The organism is Bradyrhizobium ottawaense (assembly GCF_900099825.1).
GTDB classification, from domain to species: domain Bacteria; phylum Pseudomonadota; class Alphaproteobacteria; order Rhizobiales; family Xanthobacteraceae; genus Bradyrhizobium; species Bradyrhizobium ottawaense_A.
In genome coordinates this window covers 2,083,811-2,100,502 of record NZ_LT629693.1, presented here as the reverse complement: position 1 = coordinate 2,100,502, position 16,692 = coordinate 2,083,811, and the positions used below count along the sequence as shown (strand labels likewise).

General features: G+C 63.1%; 16 protein-coding genes. 10 read left to right on the top strand and 6 right to left on the bottom strand.

Going from position 1 to position 16,692, the window contains the following annotated elements; genetic code table 11:
• The first annotated feature begins 27 nt into the window (after nt 1-27).
• Together BLR13_RS09805 and BLR13_RS09800 are read left to right on the top strand one after the other, a co-directional pair.
• On the top strand, nt 28-1,971 hold the full coding sequence (locus tag BLR13_RS09805; protein WP_074825046.1) for an FAD-dependent oxidoreductase: 1,944 nt from the start codon (nt 28-30) through the stop codon (nt 1,969-1,971).
• A gap of 185 nt (nt 1,972-2,156) precedes the next feature.
• Nucleotides 2,157-2,936 carry a GntR family transcriptional regulator gene (locus BLR13_RS09800; RefSeq protein WP_074825051.1) on the top strand — a complete coding sequence of 260 codons (780 nt, stop codon included), beginning with the start codon at nt 2,157-2,159 and terminating at the stop codon, nt 2,934-2,936.
• A gap of 49 nt (nt 2,937-2,985) precedes the next feature.
• On the opposite strand, the gene prpB is transcribed toward BLR13_RS09800, so the two are convergent.
• On the bottom strand, nt 2,986-3,915 hold the full coding sequence (gene prpB / locus BLR13_RS09795) for a methylisocitrate lyase (RefSeq protein ID WP_074825054.1): 930 nt from the start codon (nt 3,913-3,915) through the stop codon (nt 2,986-2,988).
• A 321-nt stretch (nt 3,916-4,236) separates the two neighbouring features.
• Here prpB and BLR13_RS09790 point away from each other — a divergent pair, with 321 nt between their 5' ends.
• Genes BLR13_RS09790 through dctP form a run of 6 tightly spaced genes read left to right on the top strand, consistent with a single transcriptional unit; the run spans nt 4,237 to nt 9,877 of the window.
• Complete coding sequence (locus BLR13_RS09790) at nt 4,237-5,403, top strand: ABC transporter substrate-binding protein (protein WP_091976419.1); 1,167 nt, start codon at nt 4,237-4,239, stop codon at nt 5,401-5,403.
• A 47-nt stretch (nt 5,404-5,450) separates the two neighbouring features.
• Nucleotides 5,451-6,320, top strand: a complete 870-nt coding sequence (locus tag BLR13_RS09785) for a branched-chain amino acid ABC transporter permease (RefSeq protein WP_074825058.1) — start codon at nt 5,451-5,453, stop codon at nt 6,318-6,320.
• 1 nt (nt 6,321) lies between these two features.
• On the top strand, nt 6,322-7,323 hold the full coding sequence (locus BLR13_RS09780; protein WP_074825061.1) for a branched-chain amino acid ABC transporter permease: 1,002 nt from the start codon (nt 6,322-6,324) through the stop codon (nt 7,321-7,323).
• A complete protein-coding gene (locus tag BLR13_RS09775) occupies nt 7,320-8,093 on the top strand; it encodes an ABC transporter ATP-binding protein (RefSeq protein ID WP_074825064.1) in 774 nt (257 codons plus the stop codon). Before BLR13_RS09780 ends, BLR13_RS09775 begins: the two co-directional genes overlap by 4 nt.
• On the top strand, nt 8,090-8,806 hold the full coding sequence (locus BLR13_RS09770) for an ABC transporter ATP-binding protein (protein ID WP_074825067.1): 717 nt from the start codon (nt 8,090-8,092) through the stop codon (nt 8,804-8,806). Before BLR13_RS09775 ends, BLR13_RS09770 begins: the two co-directional genes overlap by 4 nt.
• Before the next feature lie 42 nt (nt 8,807-8,848).
• Nucleotides 8,849-9,877, top strand: coding sequence for a TRAP transporter substrate-binding protein DctP (dctP, locus tag BLR13_RS09765; RefSeq protein WP_171945053.1), 1,029 nt, complete (start codon nt 8,849-8,851; stop codon nt 9,875-9,877).
• Between the two features lie 35 nt (nt 9,878-9,912).
• On the opposite strand, the gene BLR13_RS09760 is transcribed toward dctP, so the two are convergent.
• The 3 genes from BLR13_RS09760 to BLR13_RS09750 all read right to left on the bottom strand — a co-directional run bounded on the left by BLR13_RS09760 (nt 9,913) and on the right by BLR13_RS09750 (nt 13,124).
• The gene (locus BLR13_RS09760) at nt 9,913-10,866 is read right to left on the bottom strand and encodes a hypothetical protein (protein ID WP_244525131.1); all 954 of its coding nucleotides are present in this window, start codon (nt 10,864-10,866) and stop codon (nt 9,913-9,915) included.
• 10 nt (nt 10,867-10,876) lie between these two features.
• Nucleotides 10,877-12,358, bottom strand: coding sequence for an aspartate ammonia-lyase (locus BLR13_RS09755; RefSeq protein ID WP_074825068.1), 1,482 nt, complete (start codon nt 12,356-12,358; stop codon nt 10,877-10,879).
• A 130-nt stretch (nt 12,359-12,488) separates the two neighbouring features.
• Nucleotides 12,489-13,124 carry a TetR/AcrR family transcriptional regulator gene (locus tag BLR13_RS09750; protein ID WP_074825071.1) on the bottom strand — a complete coding sequence of 212 codons (636 nt, stop codon included), beginning with the start codon at nt 13,122-13,124 and terminating at the stop codon, nt 12,489-12,491.
• 166 nt (nt 13,125-13,290) lie between these two features.
• On the opposite strand from BLR13_RS09750, the gene BLR13_RS09745 reads away from it, so the two are divergent.
• Both BLR13_RS09745 and BLR13_RS09740 read left to right on the top strand, forming a co-directional pair.
• Entirely contained in the window at nt 13,291-13,500 is a 210-nt protein-coding gene (locus BLR13_RS09745) for a ferredoxin (RefSeq protein ID WP_074825074.1), read from the top strand.
• 65 nt (nt 13,501-13,565) lie between these two features.
• Complete coding sequence (locus BLR13_RS09740; protein ID WP_074825076.1) at nt 13,566-14,783, top strand: cytochrome P450; 1,218 nt, start codon at nt 13,566-13,568, stop codon at nt 14,781-14,783.
• Between the two features lie 68 nt (nt 14,784-14,851).
• Here the strand turns inward: BLR13_RS09740 and BLR13_RS09735 are convergent, their stop codons facing one another.
• Together BLR13_RS09735 and BLR13_RS09730 are read right to left on the bottom strand one after the other, a co-directional pair.
• Nucleotides 14,852-15,643, bottom strand: a complete 792-nt coding sequence (locus BLR13_RS09735) for an SDR family NAD(P)-dependent oxidoreductase (RefSeq protein ID WP_074825077.1) — start codon at nt 15,641-15,643, stop codon at nt 14,852-14,854.
• A gap of 47 nt (nt 15,644-15,690) precedes the next feature.
• Complete coding sequence (locus BLR13_RS09730; protein ID WP_074825080.1) at nt 15,691-16,659, bottom strand: Bug family tripartite tricarboxylate transporter substrate binding protein; 969 nt, start codon at nt 16,657-16,659, stop codon at nt 15,691-15,693.
• Between the last annotated feature and the right edge of the window lie 33 nt (nt 16,660-16,692).

Below are 16,692 nucleotides of genomic sequence, written 5' to 3'. Positions count from 1 at the left end.
CGTATCCATAGCCTGGTGAGTGTGCCGATGTTTCCGAAACTATTTGCGCCGGGCAAGATCGGTTCGCTGGAATTGCCGAACCGGGTCGTGTTCGCGGCTACCAGTTCGGAACTTGCGGACAAGGACGGCTTCGTCGGCGACGATCTCGTCGAGTACTACGCCGAGCGCGCCCGCGGCGGCACCGGATTGATCGTTGTCGAAGCCACTTATATCGAGCAGGAAGGCAAGCGGCTGCATCACAACGCCATGCTGAATGACGATTGCTTCATTCCCGGCCTGCGGAAGGTGGTTCAGGCGGCGCATGCCGAGGGCGCCAAAATGGCGCTGCAGCTCAATCACGGCGGCCGCGAATCCATTCCGGATGTTTCTGGCTCGGTGCCGCTGGCGCCGTCGCCGATCCCCTCGCAGTTCACCGGCGTCGGCGACGCCGTGATTCCGAAGGAACTGACCGTCGGCGAGATCGACCGCATCGTCGAACGCTTTGCGGAAGCGGCGCGGCGCTCGCGCGACGCGGGCTTCGACGCCGTCGAATTGCATGGCGCGCACGGCTATCTGATCGGTGAGTTTCTGTCGCCGGATTCGAACAAGCGCGAGGATGACTACGGCGGCAGCGTGCAGGGCCGCGCCTATTTCTGTGTGCGCCTGATCCGGGCGATCAAGGCGAGACTCGGCGCGGACTATCCCGTCATCGTTCGCATGAACGGCCGGGATCACGTCCAGCATGGCCTCGAACTCGACGACGCCATCGAGATGGCCGTCATGTTCGAGGCGGCCGGCGCGGATTCGATCAGCGTGTCCGGCGGCGTGCATGCGTCGCGGCCCTACATGGTCGTTCCCGGCATGTCGGTCGATCGTGGTTGCTACGTGAGCTACGGCGATGCCATTCGAAAACGGGTCAAGGTCCCCGTGATGGTGGTCGGGCGCATCAATACGCCTGAACTTGCCGAGCAGATCCTCGAAGACGGCCAGGCTGATTTTATCTGCCTGAGCCGCGCCTTGATCGCCGATCCGCATTTCCCGGCCAAGGCCAAGGCCGGCCGTGTCGAGACGATCGCCCCCTGCATTGCCTGCAACGAGTGCATCGCCACGGTTCACCGCCACAAGGGTCTGGCCTGCACGGTCAACCCGATGGTGAGCCGGGAACTGGAGCTGAAGCCGCTGCTCGCGCTCAAACCGGATTCGAGGCGCGTTGTCGTGATCGGCAGCGGGGCGGCCGGGCTATCCGCGGCGGTGACGGCGGCCCGGCGCGGGCATGATGTCCATCTGTATGAGAAGGAGGGCGTGATCGGCGGGCAGCTATTGCTGGCGCATCAGCCGCCGCATCGCGGTGAGATCAAGAACGCGTTGCGCTATTTCACGTCCGAGATCGCGCGCCTCGGCATTCCCGTCAGTCTCAATCGGTCGTTTTCGGCGGATGATGCACGCGCGCTCAGGCCCGAGGCCATCATCGTGGCCACCGGCGCCTCGCCGGTTCAGCCTGATGTCCCGGGATCCGATCTGCCTCATGTTTTGAGTGGGTGGCGGGTGATCGCCGGCCTCGAGACGGCGGGCCAGACCTGTGTCGTCGTCGGGGGCGGCCTGGTCGGCATCGAGGTTGCGGATTATCTGGCGGACCAGGGCAAGAAGGTCATCATGATCGTGCGCTCGGAAATGCTGAAGAAGGCGGTCCACGCCGACCGCGTCTACTATCTCGACCGGGTCGCGGAGCTGAACATCGAGGTGCTGGCGAATATGGAGTTGCTCGCGGTCGGTCCCGATTGGGTCGAAATCAGGCCGGAAGGCCGGGTGCGGCGCACGCTGCACGACATCGACAGCGTGATCTTCTGCACCGGCTACGCATCGCGGAAGGCTGAAACCGACAGCCTCGAGGGCCTCGGCATTGCCGTGCACTATGCCGGCGATGTCGGCGGGCCGAGAAAGTTCTTCCAGGCGATCGAGGAGGGGACGCTCACGGCGCTCCGGATCGTTTAACTGTAGACAGTTGATGGAACAGGTATTTCTACGATTGATTGTTTTCCGGGAAGAGACATATTAATGGGCAAGAGGGCCGATCCGGCAATGTCGCGTGGACCAACAGGATCGTCGTTTCCTCCGCGTCGGGCCAGGGCAGAGGCGTCTGCGCAGGCTCCTGAAGGAGTGGTCCTCGGAAGGTTTTCATGAACGGCATTTTGAGCAACAAGGTTTCAGCGCAATCATTGGTGGACGCGCTCGCGGAACGGATCGAAGCCGCGATCATGAGCGGCGATCTTCAGCCGGGCAGCAAGATCAGCGAGCAGGCGCTGGCCGCGTCGCTGGGCGTCAGCCGCGGCCCGTTGCGGGAAGCCATCCGCAGGCTCGAAGGCCGCAAGCTGTTGCAGCGGACACCGAATATCGGCGTCCGCGTCGCCAGCCTGTCACCCAGCGATCTCTATGAAGTGCTGCAGGTGCGCGAAGCGCTGGAAGGGCTGGCATGCGGGCTTGCCGCCAAGAACATGACGGACGAAGAACTGGAGGCGCTTTCCGAGCTGCTCGATCAGCACCAGCAGCAGAAGAGCGTGCAGGAGGGAACCGGCTATTATCAGGAGTCAAAGGACTTCGATTTTCACTTCCGGATCGTGAAGGGCAGCCGCAATGCGCGGCTGGTCCAGATGCTGTGCGAGGACCTCTACTATCTGCTCCGGGTCTACCGCTACAAATCCAGCACCAAGCCGGGACGGGCCAAGCAGGCCCTGCGTGAGCACAAGGATATCGTGGCGGCGCTGATGCGGCGGGATCCGGTGGAAGCCGAACGGAAAATGCGCCTGCATATCGGCAATGCGCGCCTCTATGTCGAGGAGCAGATGCGGGAAGCGGCCAGCCGGCAGGACGTGGCCCCGGCTGCCCCGGTGCGGAAGCCGAAGACGGCGACCACCTTGTCCGGCAAGGGCGGCAGGGCCGCAGCACTGGCGCGAAGGTAGTTCCCCGCGCTTGCGTCGCCGTTACCTGCCTATTGTCACTTACTTGTACTCACTTGCCGGTTGACCGCTGCGGCATACCCTCCGGGGTCACCGACGTGATGATTGATGAATCCAGCGCTTCGTATTCGTGGTAGCCGATGGTCGCGTAAAGTTCCGCGCGCGTTTGCATGCGATCGATCAGGCGATGGGTGCCGCCATCGTTCCGGATTCCCTCATACAGATCGGCCTGCGCCTTGGCCGCCATGCGCAGCGCACTGACCGGCCAGATCACCATCTTGTAGCCGAGCGCCTCGAACTCGGAGGCCGTCATGAACGGTGTTCGCCCGAACTCGGTCATATTGGCCAGCAGCGGCACTTTGATGGTCTCGGAAAACTTGCGGAACGCCTCGGGGTCATGGAGCGCCTCGGGGAAGATCGCGTCGGCGCCGGCCTCGACATAGAGCCTGGCCCGGTTGATCGCGCTGTCGAGCCCCTCGTCGGCGGCGGCGTCCGTGCGGGCCACGATATAAAGGTGCCGGCGCGCCTTCGCAGCGGCCGCGATTTTCGCGGCCATGTCTTCCGGCGCGATCAGCTTCTTGTCGTTGAGATGGCCGCACTTCTTCGGCAGGATTTGATCCTCGATCTGGACTGCCGCGGCGCCGGCGTCTTCGAACGCGCGAACCATGTTCATCACGTTGAGCGCTTCGCCGAATCCGGTATCGCCATCGACCAGCACGGGAAGCTGCGATGCGCGAGACACCTGACGGACGAAGAAGCAGACGTCCTCGATGGTGAGGATGCCGAGGTCCGGAAGTCCCATCGAGGCGGACATCGCCGCCCCCGACAGATACAGCGCCTCGAACCGTGCGGCCTTGGCTTGCAGTGCCGCTAGGCCGCAATGGGCTCCGGGGATCTGCAGGATGCCGGGCCGCTGCAACAGCTCTCGAAAACGCTCGCCGGCCGGAAGCGTCGGCAAATCATGGGCGACCAGATAGGTCATTTGGTCTTCACCTGTGCTGTGTTTCTTCTTTTCATATAGCGGCCCGGACTCCCCAGTTGAATGGGTTTAGGCCGGAAACGTCTTGCTCTCCGCACTGTTTGTCCACTGGCCGTCGGTCATCAGGCTCCTCAACAGGTCGCTGCGGCGCTACGCCGCGCCGGATGTTTCCGACATGGCCGTTAAACTGTCAACAGTTGACTTTGATCGATACGACAGGCTAGGTTCAGCGCTGCCCGTCGCCGGTTTGGGCCGACGGAAGCCATCAACAGCGAGATCATGAGGGGGCGGCTTTGACCGCTCTCCGACATTAGGGAGGTAACCATGCGTGGATTTCTGAAGGTCGCGCTTCTGTCGTCGGTCGTCGCTGCCTCTTCATATGCAGCCGAGGCCGAGACCTTGAAGCTCGGTGTGCTTGCGACGCTTTCCGGCGCTGGAACGGCATGGGGGATCGCCATGCAGGGCGCGGCCGAACTCGCGGCGGAGGACGTCAACAGCAAGGGCGGCCTGGAAGTCGGCGGCAAGAAGTACCAGGTCGAAGTCGTGGCCTATGACGATCACTACAAGGCAGCCGACGCCCTGACCGCGTTCAACCGCCTCGTCTTCGATGACGGCATCAAGTACGTGGTCGGCCCGCTCGGCTCGGCGCCGGCGCTGGCGTTGCTTCCGGTCTCGACCGAAAACAAGGTCATCACGATGACGATGGCGTTCACGCCGAAGGCGTTGTCGGCGGAATACAAATACAGCCTGCGGCCGGTGATTCCGTCGGACGTGTTCTCCGATCCGCAGATCAAGTGGGTGGTGCAGAAGCTCGGCGCGAAGCGGGTCGGCGGCCTGTTCCCGAACGATGAATCCGGGCAGCAGGTCGGCGCGGCCAACGAGGCCGCCTATCAGGCGGTCGGCGCCAAATTCGTGGCCAAGGAATTCTTCGAACGCGAGCGCGTCGACTTCGTGCCGTTGCTGACGCGCGTGCTGGCGCAGAACATCGATGCGTTCGAACTCGACGGCAATTCGCCGCAGACCGCGGGACTGCTGGTCAAGCAGCTTCGCGAGCTCGGCTTCAAGGGCCCGATCATCCGTACCGGCGGTGACGCCACCGCCGACCTCCTGAAGATCGCCGGCAAGGAGGCGACCGAGAACGTCTACGTGCATCAGCCGATCAATCCGGAGCTCGCCTCGATCAAGGAGTACACTAGGCGGTTCGAGACCAAGTACAAGGTTCCGCTCAACGCCTTCAGTCCGTTCTTCTATGCCAACGTCCAGATGCTGTTCGCCGGCATGCAGAAGGCCGGAACGGTGACCGACGTGGACAAGGTCCGCGAAGCGGTGCTGGGCCTGAAGGATTTCGACAGCGTGCTCGGAAAGGTGAACTGGATCGGGCAGGCGCAGTGGAAATCGAACCAGCAGCTCGATGCTCCGTTCTACGTCGCACTGCTCAAGGGCGGCGAAGCCCATGTCGTCGCCAAGTGTACCCCGGCGGTGTGCGAATAGCGCGGGTTTCGCAACTGATCGGTGCGGCCTGACGCGGGAGAACGGACTTGGACTATTCGATACTTCTGGCGCAGGCGGCGCTGAACGGTCTCGTCATCGGCGCGATGTACATGCTGATGGCGGTCGGCTTCACGCTGGTGTTCGGGATCATGCGCGTGGTCAACTTCGCGCATGGCGAGTTCTATATGCTCGGCGCGTTTGCCGGCTTCTTTACCTATGTTCAATGGGAACTGCCGTTCGTCGTCTGCCTGGCGATCGCGGCGGTGACCGTCGGCATTCTCGGCATGCTGATCGAGCGAACCCTGATCCAGCCGTTTCGCTCGGATGAAATGTCGGGAATGATCGCGACGCTGGCGATTTCCGTCATCATTCAGAACGGTGCCGTGCTGCTGTGGGGACCGGCGCCGCGCGCGATGCCCGATATCGTCACCGGCACGCTGGCGATCGGCCCCTTCAGCTTTCCGTGGTCTCGGCTCGTGGTTATCGCGGCGGCGGCGCTGATCTTCGTCGCCTTCTGGCTCTTCATGCAGCGAACCCGCCTCGGGCGCGCGATGCGGGCGGTCGCGCAGGATACCGAAACCGCACTGCTGCAGGGAATTCGCGTCAACTACATCTATCCGCTGGCGTTCGGGCTGAGTGTTGCCCTCGCGGCGCTGGCCGGCGCCTTGATGGGCCCGGTATTCTCGGTCTCGCCGTTTGTCGGGCTCACGCCGATGCTCAAGGCGTTCGTCGTCGTCATTCTCGGCGGTCTCGGCTCGGTGCCGGGGGCGGTGGTCGGTGGACTGTTGCTCGGCATGATCGAGAGCTTTACCGCCACGATCTTCGGGTCGCTGGTGTCTGACATCCTGCAGCTTCTGCTCGTCATCTTGATCCTGCTGGTGCGGCCCGCCGGCCTCTTGGGACAAAGGGAGGCCTGAGTTGGAGGGATCATCATCCGCCATCGGCCGCGACAAGCCTGCGCTTGCGGCTCGTACCCGCATGCTGCGGCGCGCAGCCGTTGTCATCCTGCTTGCGGCGGCGCTCGTCCTGCCGCAGCTCACGGCCAACCAGTTCTATATTCACCTGGCGAACCTGATGTTGCTCAATTCGATCTTCGCGGTCAGCCTCGGCCTGATCGCGGCGGTCGGACAGATATCGCTCGGGCACGCTGCGTTCGTCGCCGCCGGCGCCTACATCTCGGCGCTCGCCGCCCTGACATTCAAGATTCCGCCGATCCTCGGCATCGTTCTTGCCGGATTTGCAACGGGGCTGGCGGCAGCGCTGCTCGGCAAGATCCTGCTGCGTCTGCGCGGGGTCTATTTCGTGCTCGTCACGTTTCTGGCAGGGCAGGTGTTCACGCTGATCGCGCTCAATTGGGAAAGCGTCACCCACGGCGCCAACGGATTGCTCGGAATACCCGCCATTTCGCTGTTCGGCTTTCCGCTCTCGACGCGGCTGCGGTTCTACTATTTTGCGCTTGTCGCTTTCATCATTGTCCTGACTTTCGTCTGGGCCTTGATGCGGTCGCAATACGGCCGGGCGTTCCGTTCGATCGCGGAGAACGTACGACTTGCCGAATCCAGCGGCATCGACGTCAGTCACTATCAGGTCATCGCCTTCGCGCTCGGCAGCGGCATCGCGGGTGCTGCCGGTGCGACGATGGTGCATTACATCCGCTTCCTGTCGCCCGACAGTTTCACCTTCAACGACTCGATTGCCTATATCACCATGCTCGTTGTCGGCGGTCGGCAGACGATGCTCGGCGGGGTGCTCGGCGCACTGTTCCTGACGCCGTTGCCGGAGCTGTTGCGCGGTCTGGTCGGGGCGCAGCATATCGTCTACGGCGCGATCCTGCTCGCGGTATTGCTGTTCCTGCCAAACGGGCTGGTCTCGATCGGACGCTCTCTTTTCAAGCCTTCCAGGGCGGAGGCGCCAAAATGACCGCCTTGCTGGAAGTAGACGGCATCAGCCGGCGTTTCGGCGGGCTGAATGCGCTGAAGGATGTCTCGTTCTCGGTGAACAAGGGCGAGATCGTCGGACTGATCGGCCCCAACGGCGCCGGCAAGACCACCTGCTTCAACGTCGTCAGCGGGGTCATGCCGCCGACGGCCGGCGCCATCCGGTTCAAGGGGCACAGCATCGTCGGAAAGAAGCCGAGCGCCATCGTCAGCGAAGGGCTGGTGCGGACGTTTCAGGCCACAACGGTGTTTCCGGACGCCACCGTCATCGAAAACGTCATGCGCGGCGCGTTCGCGACTACGTCGGTTTCGATGCTGAGTTCAGTCTTCAACACGCGCGCCGCACGCGCCACCCTGGCGGCGACCGGCGAACGCTGCGACGTCTTGCTCGGTCGGTTGCAGCTCACGCCATACCGTGAATGGCGCGCCGGCGAGTTGTCGTACGGCGGTCAGCGTCGGCTCGGCGTTGCCATTGCGCTCGCTGCCAATCCCCAACTTCTGATGCTCGATGAGCCGGTCGCGGGGCTCAATCCGGAGGAGGCGGCCGAGTTCGGTCGCCTGATCAGGGAAATTCACGAAACCGAAGGCGTCGCCGTGCTGCTGGTCGAGCATCACATGCGGCTGGTGATGGGCTTGTGCCATCGCATCGTCGTGCTGGACCACGGTGAGTTGATCGCCGAGGGCGTGCCGGCCGACATTCGCGCCAATCGCAAGGTGATCGAGGCCTATCTCGGCTCCGAGGAGGTCGGATGAGCAAGGGGCTTTGTATCAGGGATATCCACGTCGAATACGGCAGCCGGGTCGCGCTCAGCGGCATCAGCCTCGACGTAGCACCTGCGCAGATCGTGTCATTGGTGGGCAGTAACGGCGCCGGCAAGACCAGCACCTTGCGCGCGATCATGGGGCTGAGGTCGCCGAGCAAGGGAGAAATCAGCTTCGGCGGCGCACGGATCGACGGGATGTCGACACCCGAAATCGTGGCCCGGGGCATCGCGCTGTCGCCCGAGGGACGGCGGGTATTCCCGCGCATGAGCGTGCACGACAATCTGTTTGTCGGCGGCTATCTGCAGCCGCAGGGCGCGCATTTGCACAAATCGGTCGAACGGATGTTCGACTTCTTCCCAAAGCTCCGGCAGCGCCGCAGCCAGATGGCCGGCTCGTTGTCGGGAGGCGAACAGCAAATGCTCGCGATTGCGCGGGCGCTGATGGCGGCGCCGAAGGTGCTGTTGCTGGATGAACCCTCGCTCGGTCTCGCGCCGATCATGGTGCAGGAGATCGGCCGCCTCATCCAGACCATCAACAAGGAGCAGGGCCTGTCGATCGTGCTGGTCGAGCAGAATGCCAGCCTCGCGCTCCGGCTCTGCCACTATGCCTATGTGCTGGAGAATGGCCGCATCGCGTTGAGCGGTCCGGGGCCGGAACTCGTCAAGAGCGACTACGTTCAGCGGGCCTATCTCGGCGTCTAGCATCGCAACAAGGGGACCGTCATGGGAGCCAAAATGAAGCTGATGTTCCGATTGGCGGGGCTGCCGGTGGTGTTGCTGATGTTGACGGCGAGCGTCGCAGTTCCCGCGCAGGCGCTCGAATTGCGGGTGGCGGACTCGTTCCCCGCCGGGCATTACCTGGTGCGGCTGATGCTAAAGCCCTGGATGGACGAGGTTACCCGAAAAACCAACGGCGCCGTCACGTTCAGATATTATCCCAACCAGCAACTGGGCAAGGCGACCGACATGCTCAGGCTGACGCAGTCCGGCGTCGTCGATATCGGCTACATCGGTCCCTCCTATGTCTCCGACAAGATGCCGCTGTCGGAAGTGGCGCAGTTGCCGGAAGCTTTCGACACCAGTTGTCAGGGCGGCCTCGCTTACTGGAAGAGCGCGCGCCAGGGTGTTTTGGCGACCCAGGAATATGCACCGAACAAGATCCGGCTTCTGATGGAAGTCGTGCTGCCGCCTTATCCGGTATTCACGACCAAACAGAAGATCGAGACGATGAAGGACATGCAGGGATTGAAGCTGCGCACCACCGGTGGCGCGCAGGACCTGACGTTGCGCGCGCTCGGCGCGGTGCCGGTGCGAATGGCCGCGCCCGATGCCTATGAGTCGCTGACTCGCGGCACCATGGACGGCCTGCTGTTTGCGATGGAAAGCGTTGTCGCCTACGGGATGGACTCGCTGATCAAATACACGACCGACGGTGTCAGCTTCGGCAGCTTCATCGTCGCCTACTCGATCAACCAGTCGGCCTGGGATCGCCTTCCCGACGACGTCAAGAAGGCGATGGACGAGGCATCCGAGGCCATCGTGCCGAAAGTCTGCGCCGAGGTCGACAAGGAACTGATCGACACGCGCGCGCACATGCAGAAATCCGGCGTCACCTTTGTGTCGATTCCAGACGACACCCGCGCTCAGATGAAGGAGAAGCTCAGAGGCGTCGGGCAGGAGTGGGCGACGACGCTCGATGCCCGCGGCAAGCCGGCGTCCGCGGCGCTGAAGGAATTCAACGACCTACTGGCGGAAGCGGCGGCGAAGAAGTGAAGCAGACGTAAGCCGCGACGGTCGATGCCTGGACGTCAATTCCGGATCGCGTAGAGCGGAGTTCGGAGCGTGAGCTGATAGGAGGGCTTCGGCGTCCATGCGATCTGCGCCGTGACGCCGAACAGCCGGTTGTCATTGTCGTCCATGCGGTCGAGGTCGAACCGCACGATCGGCTGGGTGAAGGCCTGGAATGGCGTCAGGTTCAGAAGCTGGGCGCCGCCGAAGGACTGCACGCCGAGCCGGCTGGTAAATTTCCAGTTGTTGTCCCACTGATAGTAGCCGCCGACATATCCCATGACATCGGGTTTGACGTTCGCAAGCGGGGTATCGACCAGGACCCTGGTGTATTGCACGCCGGCCAGTAACCCCCGCGTTTCGTCGGTATTCAGCGCGTAGTCCGCTTCAAGGATCGTGTTGTAGGCCGTGGTCGCCAGCGGCGCGTCGGAAATCGATCGCGTCACATTGGATTGAAGCGTGAGCGTCGGAAACATGCCGCCGTTTTGCTGGTAGACGTCGGCCTGGAAGCCAACGGTAAAGCTGGTGATGGTGAAGGCGGTCCAGGGATCGGTGCCCGATTGCGAGGCGCTGCCGCTGACGCCGCCATAGACCGAGAGCCGGTCGTTGACATCGACCGTCACGGGAAGGTCGACCGCGATGCTGCGACTGGACGGCGACGTCAGGGTCGTGAGCGACGAGAGGTTCGACAGCGTCGACAATAGCGGAGGTGTGCTGAACCCGATCGACAGCGCGCCGGCGGGCAGGGTGGTGTAGATGGTTCTCATATCGAGGTAGATGTTCGGCAGCGACGGTTTGGCCGGGGCCGAGCCGTCCTCGTCGTCGCCGTTGTCTTTGGCGAGCGCGAGACCGGAAAAGCACATCGATAGCAGCGCGCCGAGCACTGCGCGCCTGGCGGAACGCGTCAGCCGAACCCGCAGGCCGCTCGGCGGATTCGCGTCGGAAGCGTGCGGTGGCGCAACCTGGCTCGACACAGGGTCTCGCCTACATCGAACGGGCGGGGGAGGTCATCGCTTCCGGGCGGAACAGACGCTCCATCTGCTGCTGCGTCAACAGCTTCTCCTCCAGCACGATGTCGGCAACCCGGCGCTTTTGCGCCAGTGCCTGCTTGGCTACTCGCGAGCATGTCTCATAGCCGAGAACAGGCACGAGCGCGGTCACGAGCCCGATGCTGTCCTCGACCAGCGCCCGGCATCGTTCCCGGTCGGCCTCGATGCCGACCACGCATTTCTTCGTCAAGGTGTTGATTGCGGCCGTCAGCGTACGCAGCGATGACAGCACGCAGTAGCCGATCGTGGGCTCGAAGGCGTTGAGTTGAAGCTGTCCCCCTTCGGCGCACATCGTCACGGTGAGGTCATGGCCGATCACCATATAGGCGACCTGGTTGACCACCTCTGGAATCACCGGGTTGACCTTGCCCGGCATGATCGAGGATCCCGCCTGCACCGTCGGCAAGCGTATTTCGCCAAAGCCCGCGCGCGGTCCACTGGACAGCAAACGCAGATCGTTGCAGATCTTCGATAGTTTTACTGCGACACGCTTCAACACGCCGGAGAACAGCACGAAGGCGCCCATGTCGGAGGTCGCCTCGATCAGGTTGCTGGCCGGTACCATCGGTTCATGGGAAGCCCGCGCCAGTTCCTCGATCGCGAGTGCGGCATAGCGCGGATCGGCGTTGATGCCGGTGCCGATCGCCGTGGCGCCGAGATTGACTTCGCGAAACAGCGCCGCCGCTTCCCTTATTCGCGCGACGTCTTCCTTGATGGTGGCAAAATAGGCATCGAATTCCTGGCCCAGCGTCATCGGCACCGCGTCCTGAAGCTGGGTGCGGCCGATCTTGAGGACATCGCCGAACTCGACGGCCTTCGACTTGAAGGCAAAGGCGAGCTCGTCGAGCGAAGCGATCAGGGGGCCGGCTGCGAAAATGATCGCAAGCCGCAACGCGGTCGGATAGGCATCGTTGGTCGACTGCGCCATGTTGACGTCGTCGTTGGGATGAAGTGCGGCGTAGTCGCCTTTGTGTTTCCCCATCAGTTCGAGCGCCACGTTGGCAATGACCTCGTTGGCGTTCATGTTCGTCGAGGTTCCGGCGCCGCCCTGAATGGCGTCGACCACGAACTGGTCGTGAAAGCGTCCGTCCTTGGCGATCAGATCGCAGGCGCGGTCAATGGCGTCGGCCTTCGCCGGCGCCAGATGTCCGAGACGCCGGTTGGCGCGCGCCGCAGCCTGCTTCACCAGCGCCAGCGCCCGCACCAGGTCGGGATAATGTCCGACGGGAACGCCGGTGATGGGGAAGTTATCCACGGCCCGCAAGGTGTGGACGCCCCAATAGGCATTGGCGGGCACGTCGGCGTCGCCGATCAGATCGTGTTCGCTTCGGGTCGCGACCTGGGTCAGCTCGATCGACCGGGTGGTGGCAACGGCGACGGATTGCGGAGGATCCACATCGATCTTGGTTTCGGCCATCGTCGCTCTTTCCCTGTTGGAAACTGCTGATCCGGAGACGGACGCTAACATTCCATGGGAGCATCAGGAAGCTGAAAGCCCGATGTCGCAGGCCATTGGAGCCGGCTAAAGTGGGGGCGGGTGCCGGATATCAGACGGCCTTGCCGGCGGCCTCGATGGCGACCGACAGCGCCAGCTTGGTCTGCTCGACGATCTCCTCGACCAGCTCTTCGCGGCTGATCTGGCCGACCTCGCCGGTGAGCAGGCCCTGTTCCGCCAGCATGACCACGCCATGCAGCGCGGCCCAGATCTTCAGCGCGCTACGCTCGCGCAAATATCCGATCGCCGGCGCTTCCAGCGCTTCCAGCAGCAGATCGAAGGTCTCCATCGCAGCACTATGAAGCTCGCTGCCCTTCGGTACGCACGCCATGATGCGCGAGGCGAACATCAGGCGGTAGATGCCGTTGCGGCGCAGGCCGAAATCCAGCGTGAGTTGCGCAAAGCGCGACAGCTTGGAACGCTTCGACGGCTCGACGATCGACGCCCGCAGCATGGCGCTGAACTGCCGGAAGGCTTCCGCCGTGACGGCGACCAGCAATGTCTCCCGGTCGGCAAAATGCTTGTAGGGCGCCGGCTGCGAGACGCCGAGCTTCTTCGCCAGCGCACTGATATTGATCGCTTCCGGGCCGCCGAGTTCGACTTCCTGCAACGCGGCCTGAACCAGGGCATCGCGGAGATCCCCGTGGTGGTAGGCGTTCAGCGCTTTGCGTGCGGGGCGAGGCGGCATTTGGTCCGACGATCTTATAACAGTTCTACTATTCGCTTGACAGCACTACCATGGAACGAATGTAATAGGCCATAACTTCGAGGTGCACCAGCCGGCGGCTGGCGACGTCCGAAATCAACAAACAGTACACGCGCAGCCAAGCGCGCCACAGAGGGAAACGCTTGCCATGGCCGGAAAGCTGAAAATCCGCGTCGACCAGGACAAATGTCAGGGCCACGCGCGCTGCAAATCACTGGCACCTGAGCTGTTCAATCTCGACGAATTCGGCAACGCGCACGAAATCGGCGACGGTACGGTGCCGGCTGGCCTGGAAGACAAGGCCTGGCTCGCCCAGACCAACTGCCCGGAAATCGCGATCGAAGTGAGCGAGGAATAGTCCGGTCCCCGAATCAATTTCGCTCATTTGAATTTGCACGAACGAAGCAGAAGGAAATCACCCGGATGTCCGATACCGTCAGCGTCATGCCCGAGCATCCCCCGGTCTCGGACTGGGTCCACGATTTCGACCATACCGATCCGCGCTGGACCGAAGATCCGTTTCCGATCTGGGACGAACTGCGCAGCGAATGTCCGGTCGTGCATACCAAGCGCTTCCTCGGCTGCTACCTGCCGACCACCTATCAGGCGGTGAAGGAAATCGCCTACGACACCGAGCATTTCTCCTCCCGCCGCGTCATCGTGCGCGACGTCCGGCCGCCGATCACCAATACGGCGCCGCCGATCACATCCGATCCGCCGGAGCACAAGCCGGCCAAGCAATTGCTGCTGCCGCCCTTTACGCCCGACGCGATGAAGAAGCTGGAGCCGCGGGTTCGCGCCATCTGCAACGAACTGATCGACGAATTCATCGCGGACGGCAAATGCGACGCCGCGGCGCGCTATACCAAGAACATTCCGGTTCGGGCGATCGCCCACATGCTCGGCATTCCCGAAAAGGACGGCGATCTCTTCATCAAGTGGATTCACGAAATTCTCGAACTCGGCATCAAGGATGACGCCGCGCTGATGCGCGCGGTGCATGAAATGACCCATTATTTCGCCGGGCATATCGAGGCGCGCAAGAAGAACCCGACCGACGACCTCATTTCTACAATGATGAACGCCAGGGACAAGGACGGCCAGCCGCTGTCGGACATGCATGTGCTCGGCTCGCTGCGGCTGCTTCTGATCGCCGGGATCGACACCACCTGGAGCGGGATCGGCGCCTCGCTGTGGCATCTGGCGAAAACGCCCGCCGACCGCGACCGCCTGATCGCCGAGCCGGAATTGATGCCGACCGCGATCGAGGAATTCCTGCGGGCCTATTCGCCGGTGACGATGGCGCGTGAAGTGATCGGGGAAACCTCCATCAGCGGTTGCCCGGTCAAGCCTGGCAATATGGTGCTGCTGTCGTTCCCGGCCGCCAACCGCGATCCCGCGATGTTCCCGGATGCCGACAAGGTGGTGATCGACCGCAAGGAAAACCGCCACGCCGCCTTCGGCCTCGGCATTCACCGCTGCGTCGGCTCTAACCTCGCGCGCATGGAGATGACGGTCGCGATCGAGGAATGGCTGAAGCGGATTCCTGATTTCAAGCTCGATCCGGCCGGCGAGGTCAAATGGTCGGAAGGCACCGTGCGCGGCCCGCGCCAGCTTCCGGTGCTGTTCAAGGGCAAGTGATCGCCCTTCATCACGTTTCGAAAACCGGAGCCCGGTTCTGACCCAGTCAGAACCGGGCTCCTGGCGTTTCAGCGCATATAGGCGCCGCCGTTGACGTCGAGAGTCACACCGGTGACGTAGGACGAGAGATCCGAAGCGAGGAACAGGCACGCGCCGGCAATTTCGGCGGGATCGCCGGCCCTTCCCAGCGGCCAGTCTTTGGCAATGGCGTGCTTGGATTCATCCGTGGCCCCGGATCGCGAGAAGTCGGTCAGGATCAGGCCGGGCGTGATCGCGTTGGCGCGGATGCCGTCCGGTCCGAGCTCCCGCGCCATCGCCCTGACAAGGCCGAGGACGCCGGCCTTGGCCGCGCAATAATGCGCGCCACCGAACACCCCGCCACCTTGCTGCGCCGACATCGACGAAATGCAGATGATGCTTCCCGCGCGCTGCGATCGCATCGCGGGCATCACAGCCTGCGACAGCCGCAGGGTGCCCGCGAGCACGACCTCGGTGATGCGGCTGTAGTCTTCAAGCGAGATATCCGCGACCCGTTTCCTTTGGGTAAGGCCTGCATTGTTGACGAGGATGTCGATCCGGCCCCGACTTTTCGGCCACGCCAGCACGCGCTCGATCGCGGCCCGGCAGGAATCGGGTTGGCTGACGTCGCAGGTGATGCCGATGGCGTTCGCGCCCGCTGCGGCGAGATCGGCCGCCGCGGTCTGAACTTCGGCCTCATCGAGATCGAGCAGTGCGACGCTGGCGCCGTGCGCTGCAAACAGTTTTGCTGTTGCCTTGCCGATGCCGCGCTCGCGCCCGGCCCCCGAAATGACGGCGACACGCCCTTCGAGCAAGGCGCCGACGCGATGTCCGTTCGGCATCGCGATGACGGAAGGATCTGGTGAAGATGACGTCATGGCGTGAGGCCCTACTTGATTTCGATCTTGGCTTCGACCGCGACCTTCTTCCAGGCCTCGATGTCACGCGCGTTGATGTCGCGCTGCTGATCGCCGGGAACGAAGTCGGCGGTCACCCCAAGCGCGAGCAGTTTTTCGACGATCTCGGGATCATCGACCGCCTCCTTCAGCGCAGTCGATAATTTTCGCGCGACGATGTCGGGAATGCCTGCAGGCGCGTACATGACCCAGGACAGGCTGCGCTCGAAGTCGACGCCCTGGTCCTTGTAGCTGCCGACTTGCGGCAGGCTTGGCGATCGCCCCCCGCACGCGGCCAGCGCCTTCAGCTTGCCGTCCTTCACGAACGGCGTTGCCGTCGCCATATCGAGCATGCCGAGTTTGATGTGTCCGCCCAACAGGTCGTTGGCGAGCTTGGCTGCGCCACTGAACGGAACATGCTCGAGGCGGACGCCCGCCTTCTGGGAAAGTATTTCGCCGCAGAAATGTCCGGTCGAGCCGACGCCCCAGCTCCCGTACAGGATCGGATCGCCCTTCTTCGATATCTCGGTTAGTCCGCGAAGGTCGTCGGCGGCAAAGTCGTTGGTGGCCACCAGAAGGATCGACGACGTTCCGATGCGCCCGATGGTCGTGAAATCCTTGATCGCGTCGTAGGGAAGGCTGGCATAGGAAGCCGGCGCGAGCACGTGGGTGGTCATGCCGCCGATCGTGATGGTGTAGCCGTCCGCCGGCGACGTCGCGGCCTGTTGGGTGCCGATGGTTCCCGCTGCGCCGGTTCGGTTTTCGATGAAGATGGTTTGGCCGAGGCGCTTGCCCATCTTGTCGGCCAGCAGCCGGCCGATGACGTCGCCACCGCCGCCAGCCGCGAACGGCAGCAGCATCCGGATTTTCCTGGAAGGATAGTCGGTCGCATCGTCGGCGCGTGCCGGCATCGTTACCAATGCCAGCGTCAGCAGCGACAGCATCATCGTACGGAATTTCATTTTCTCTCCCTGGGGGTTCCCGTGTTTCTTTTT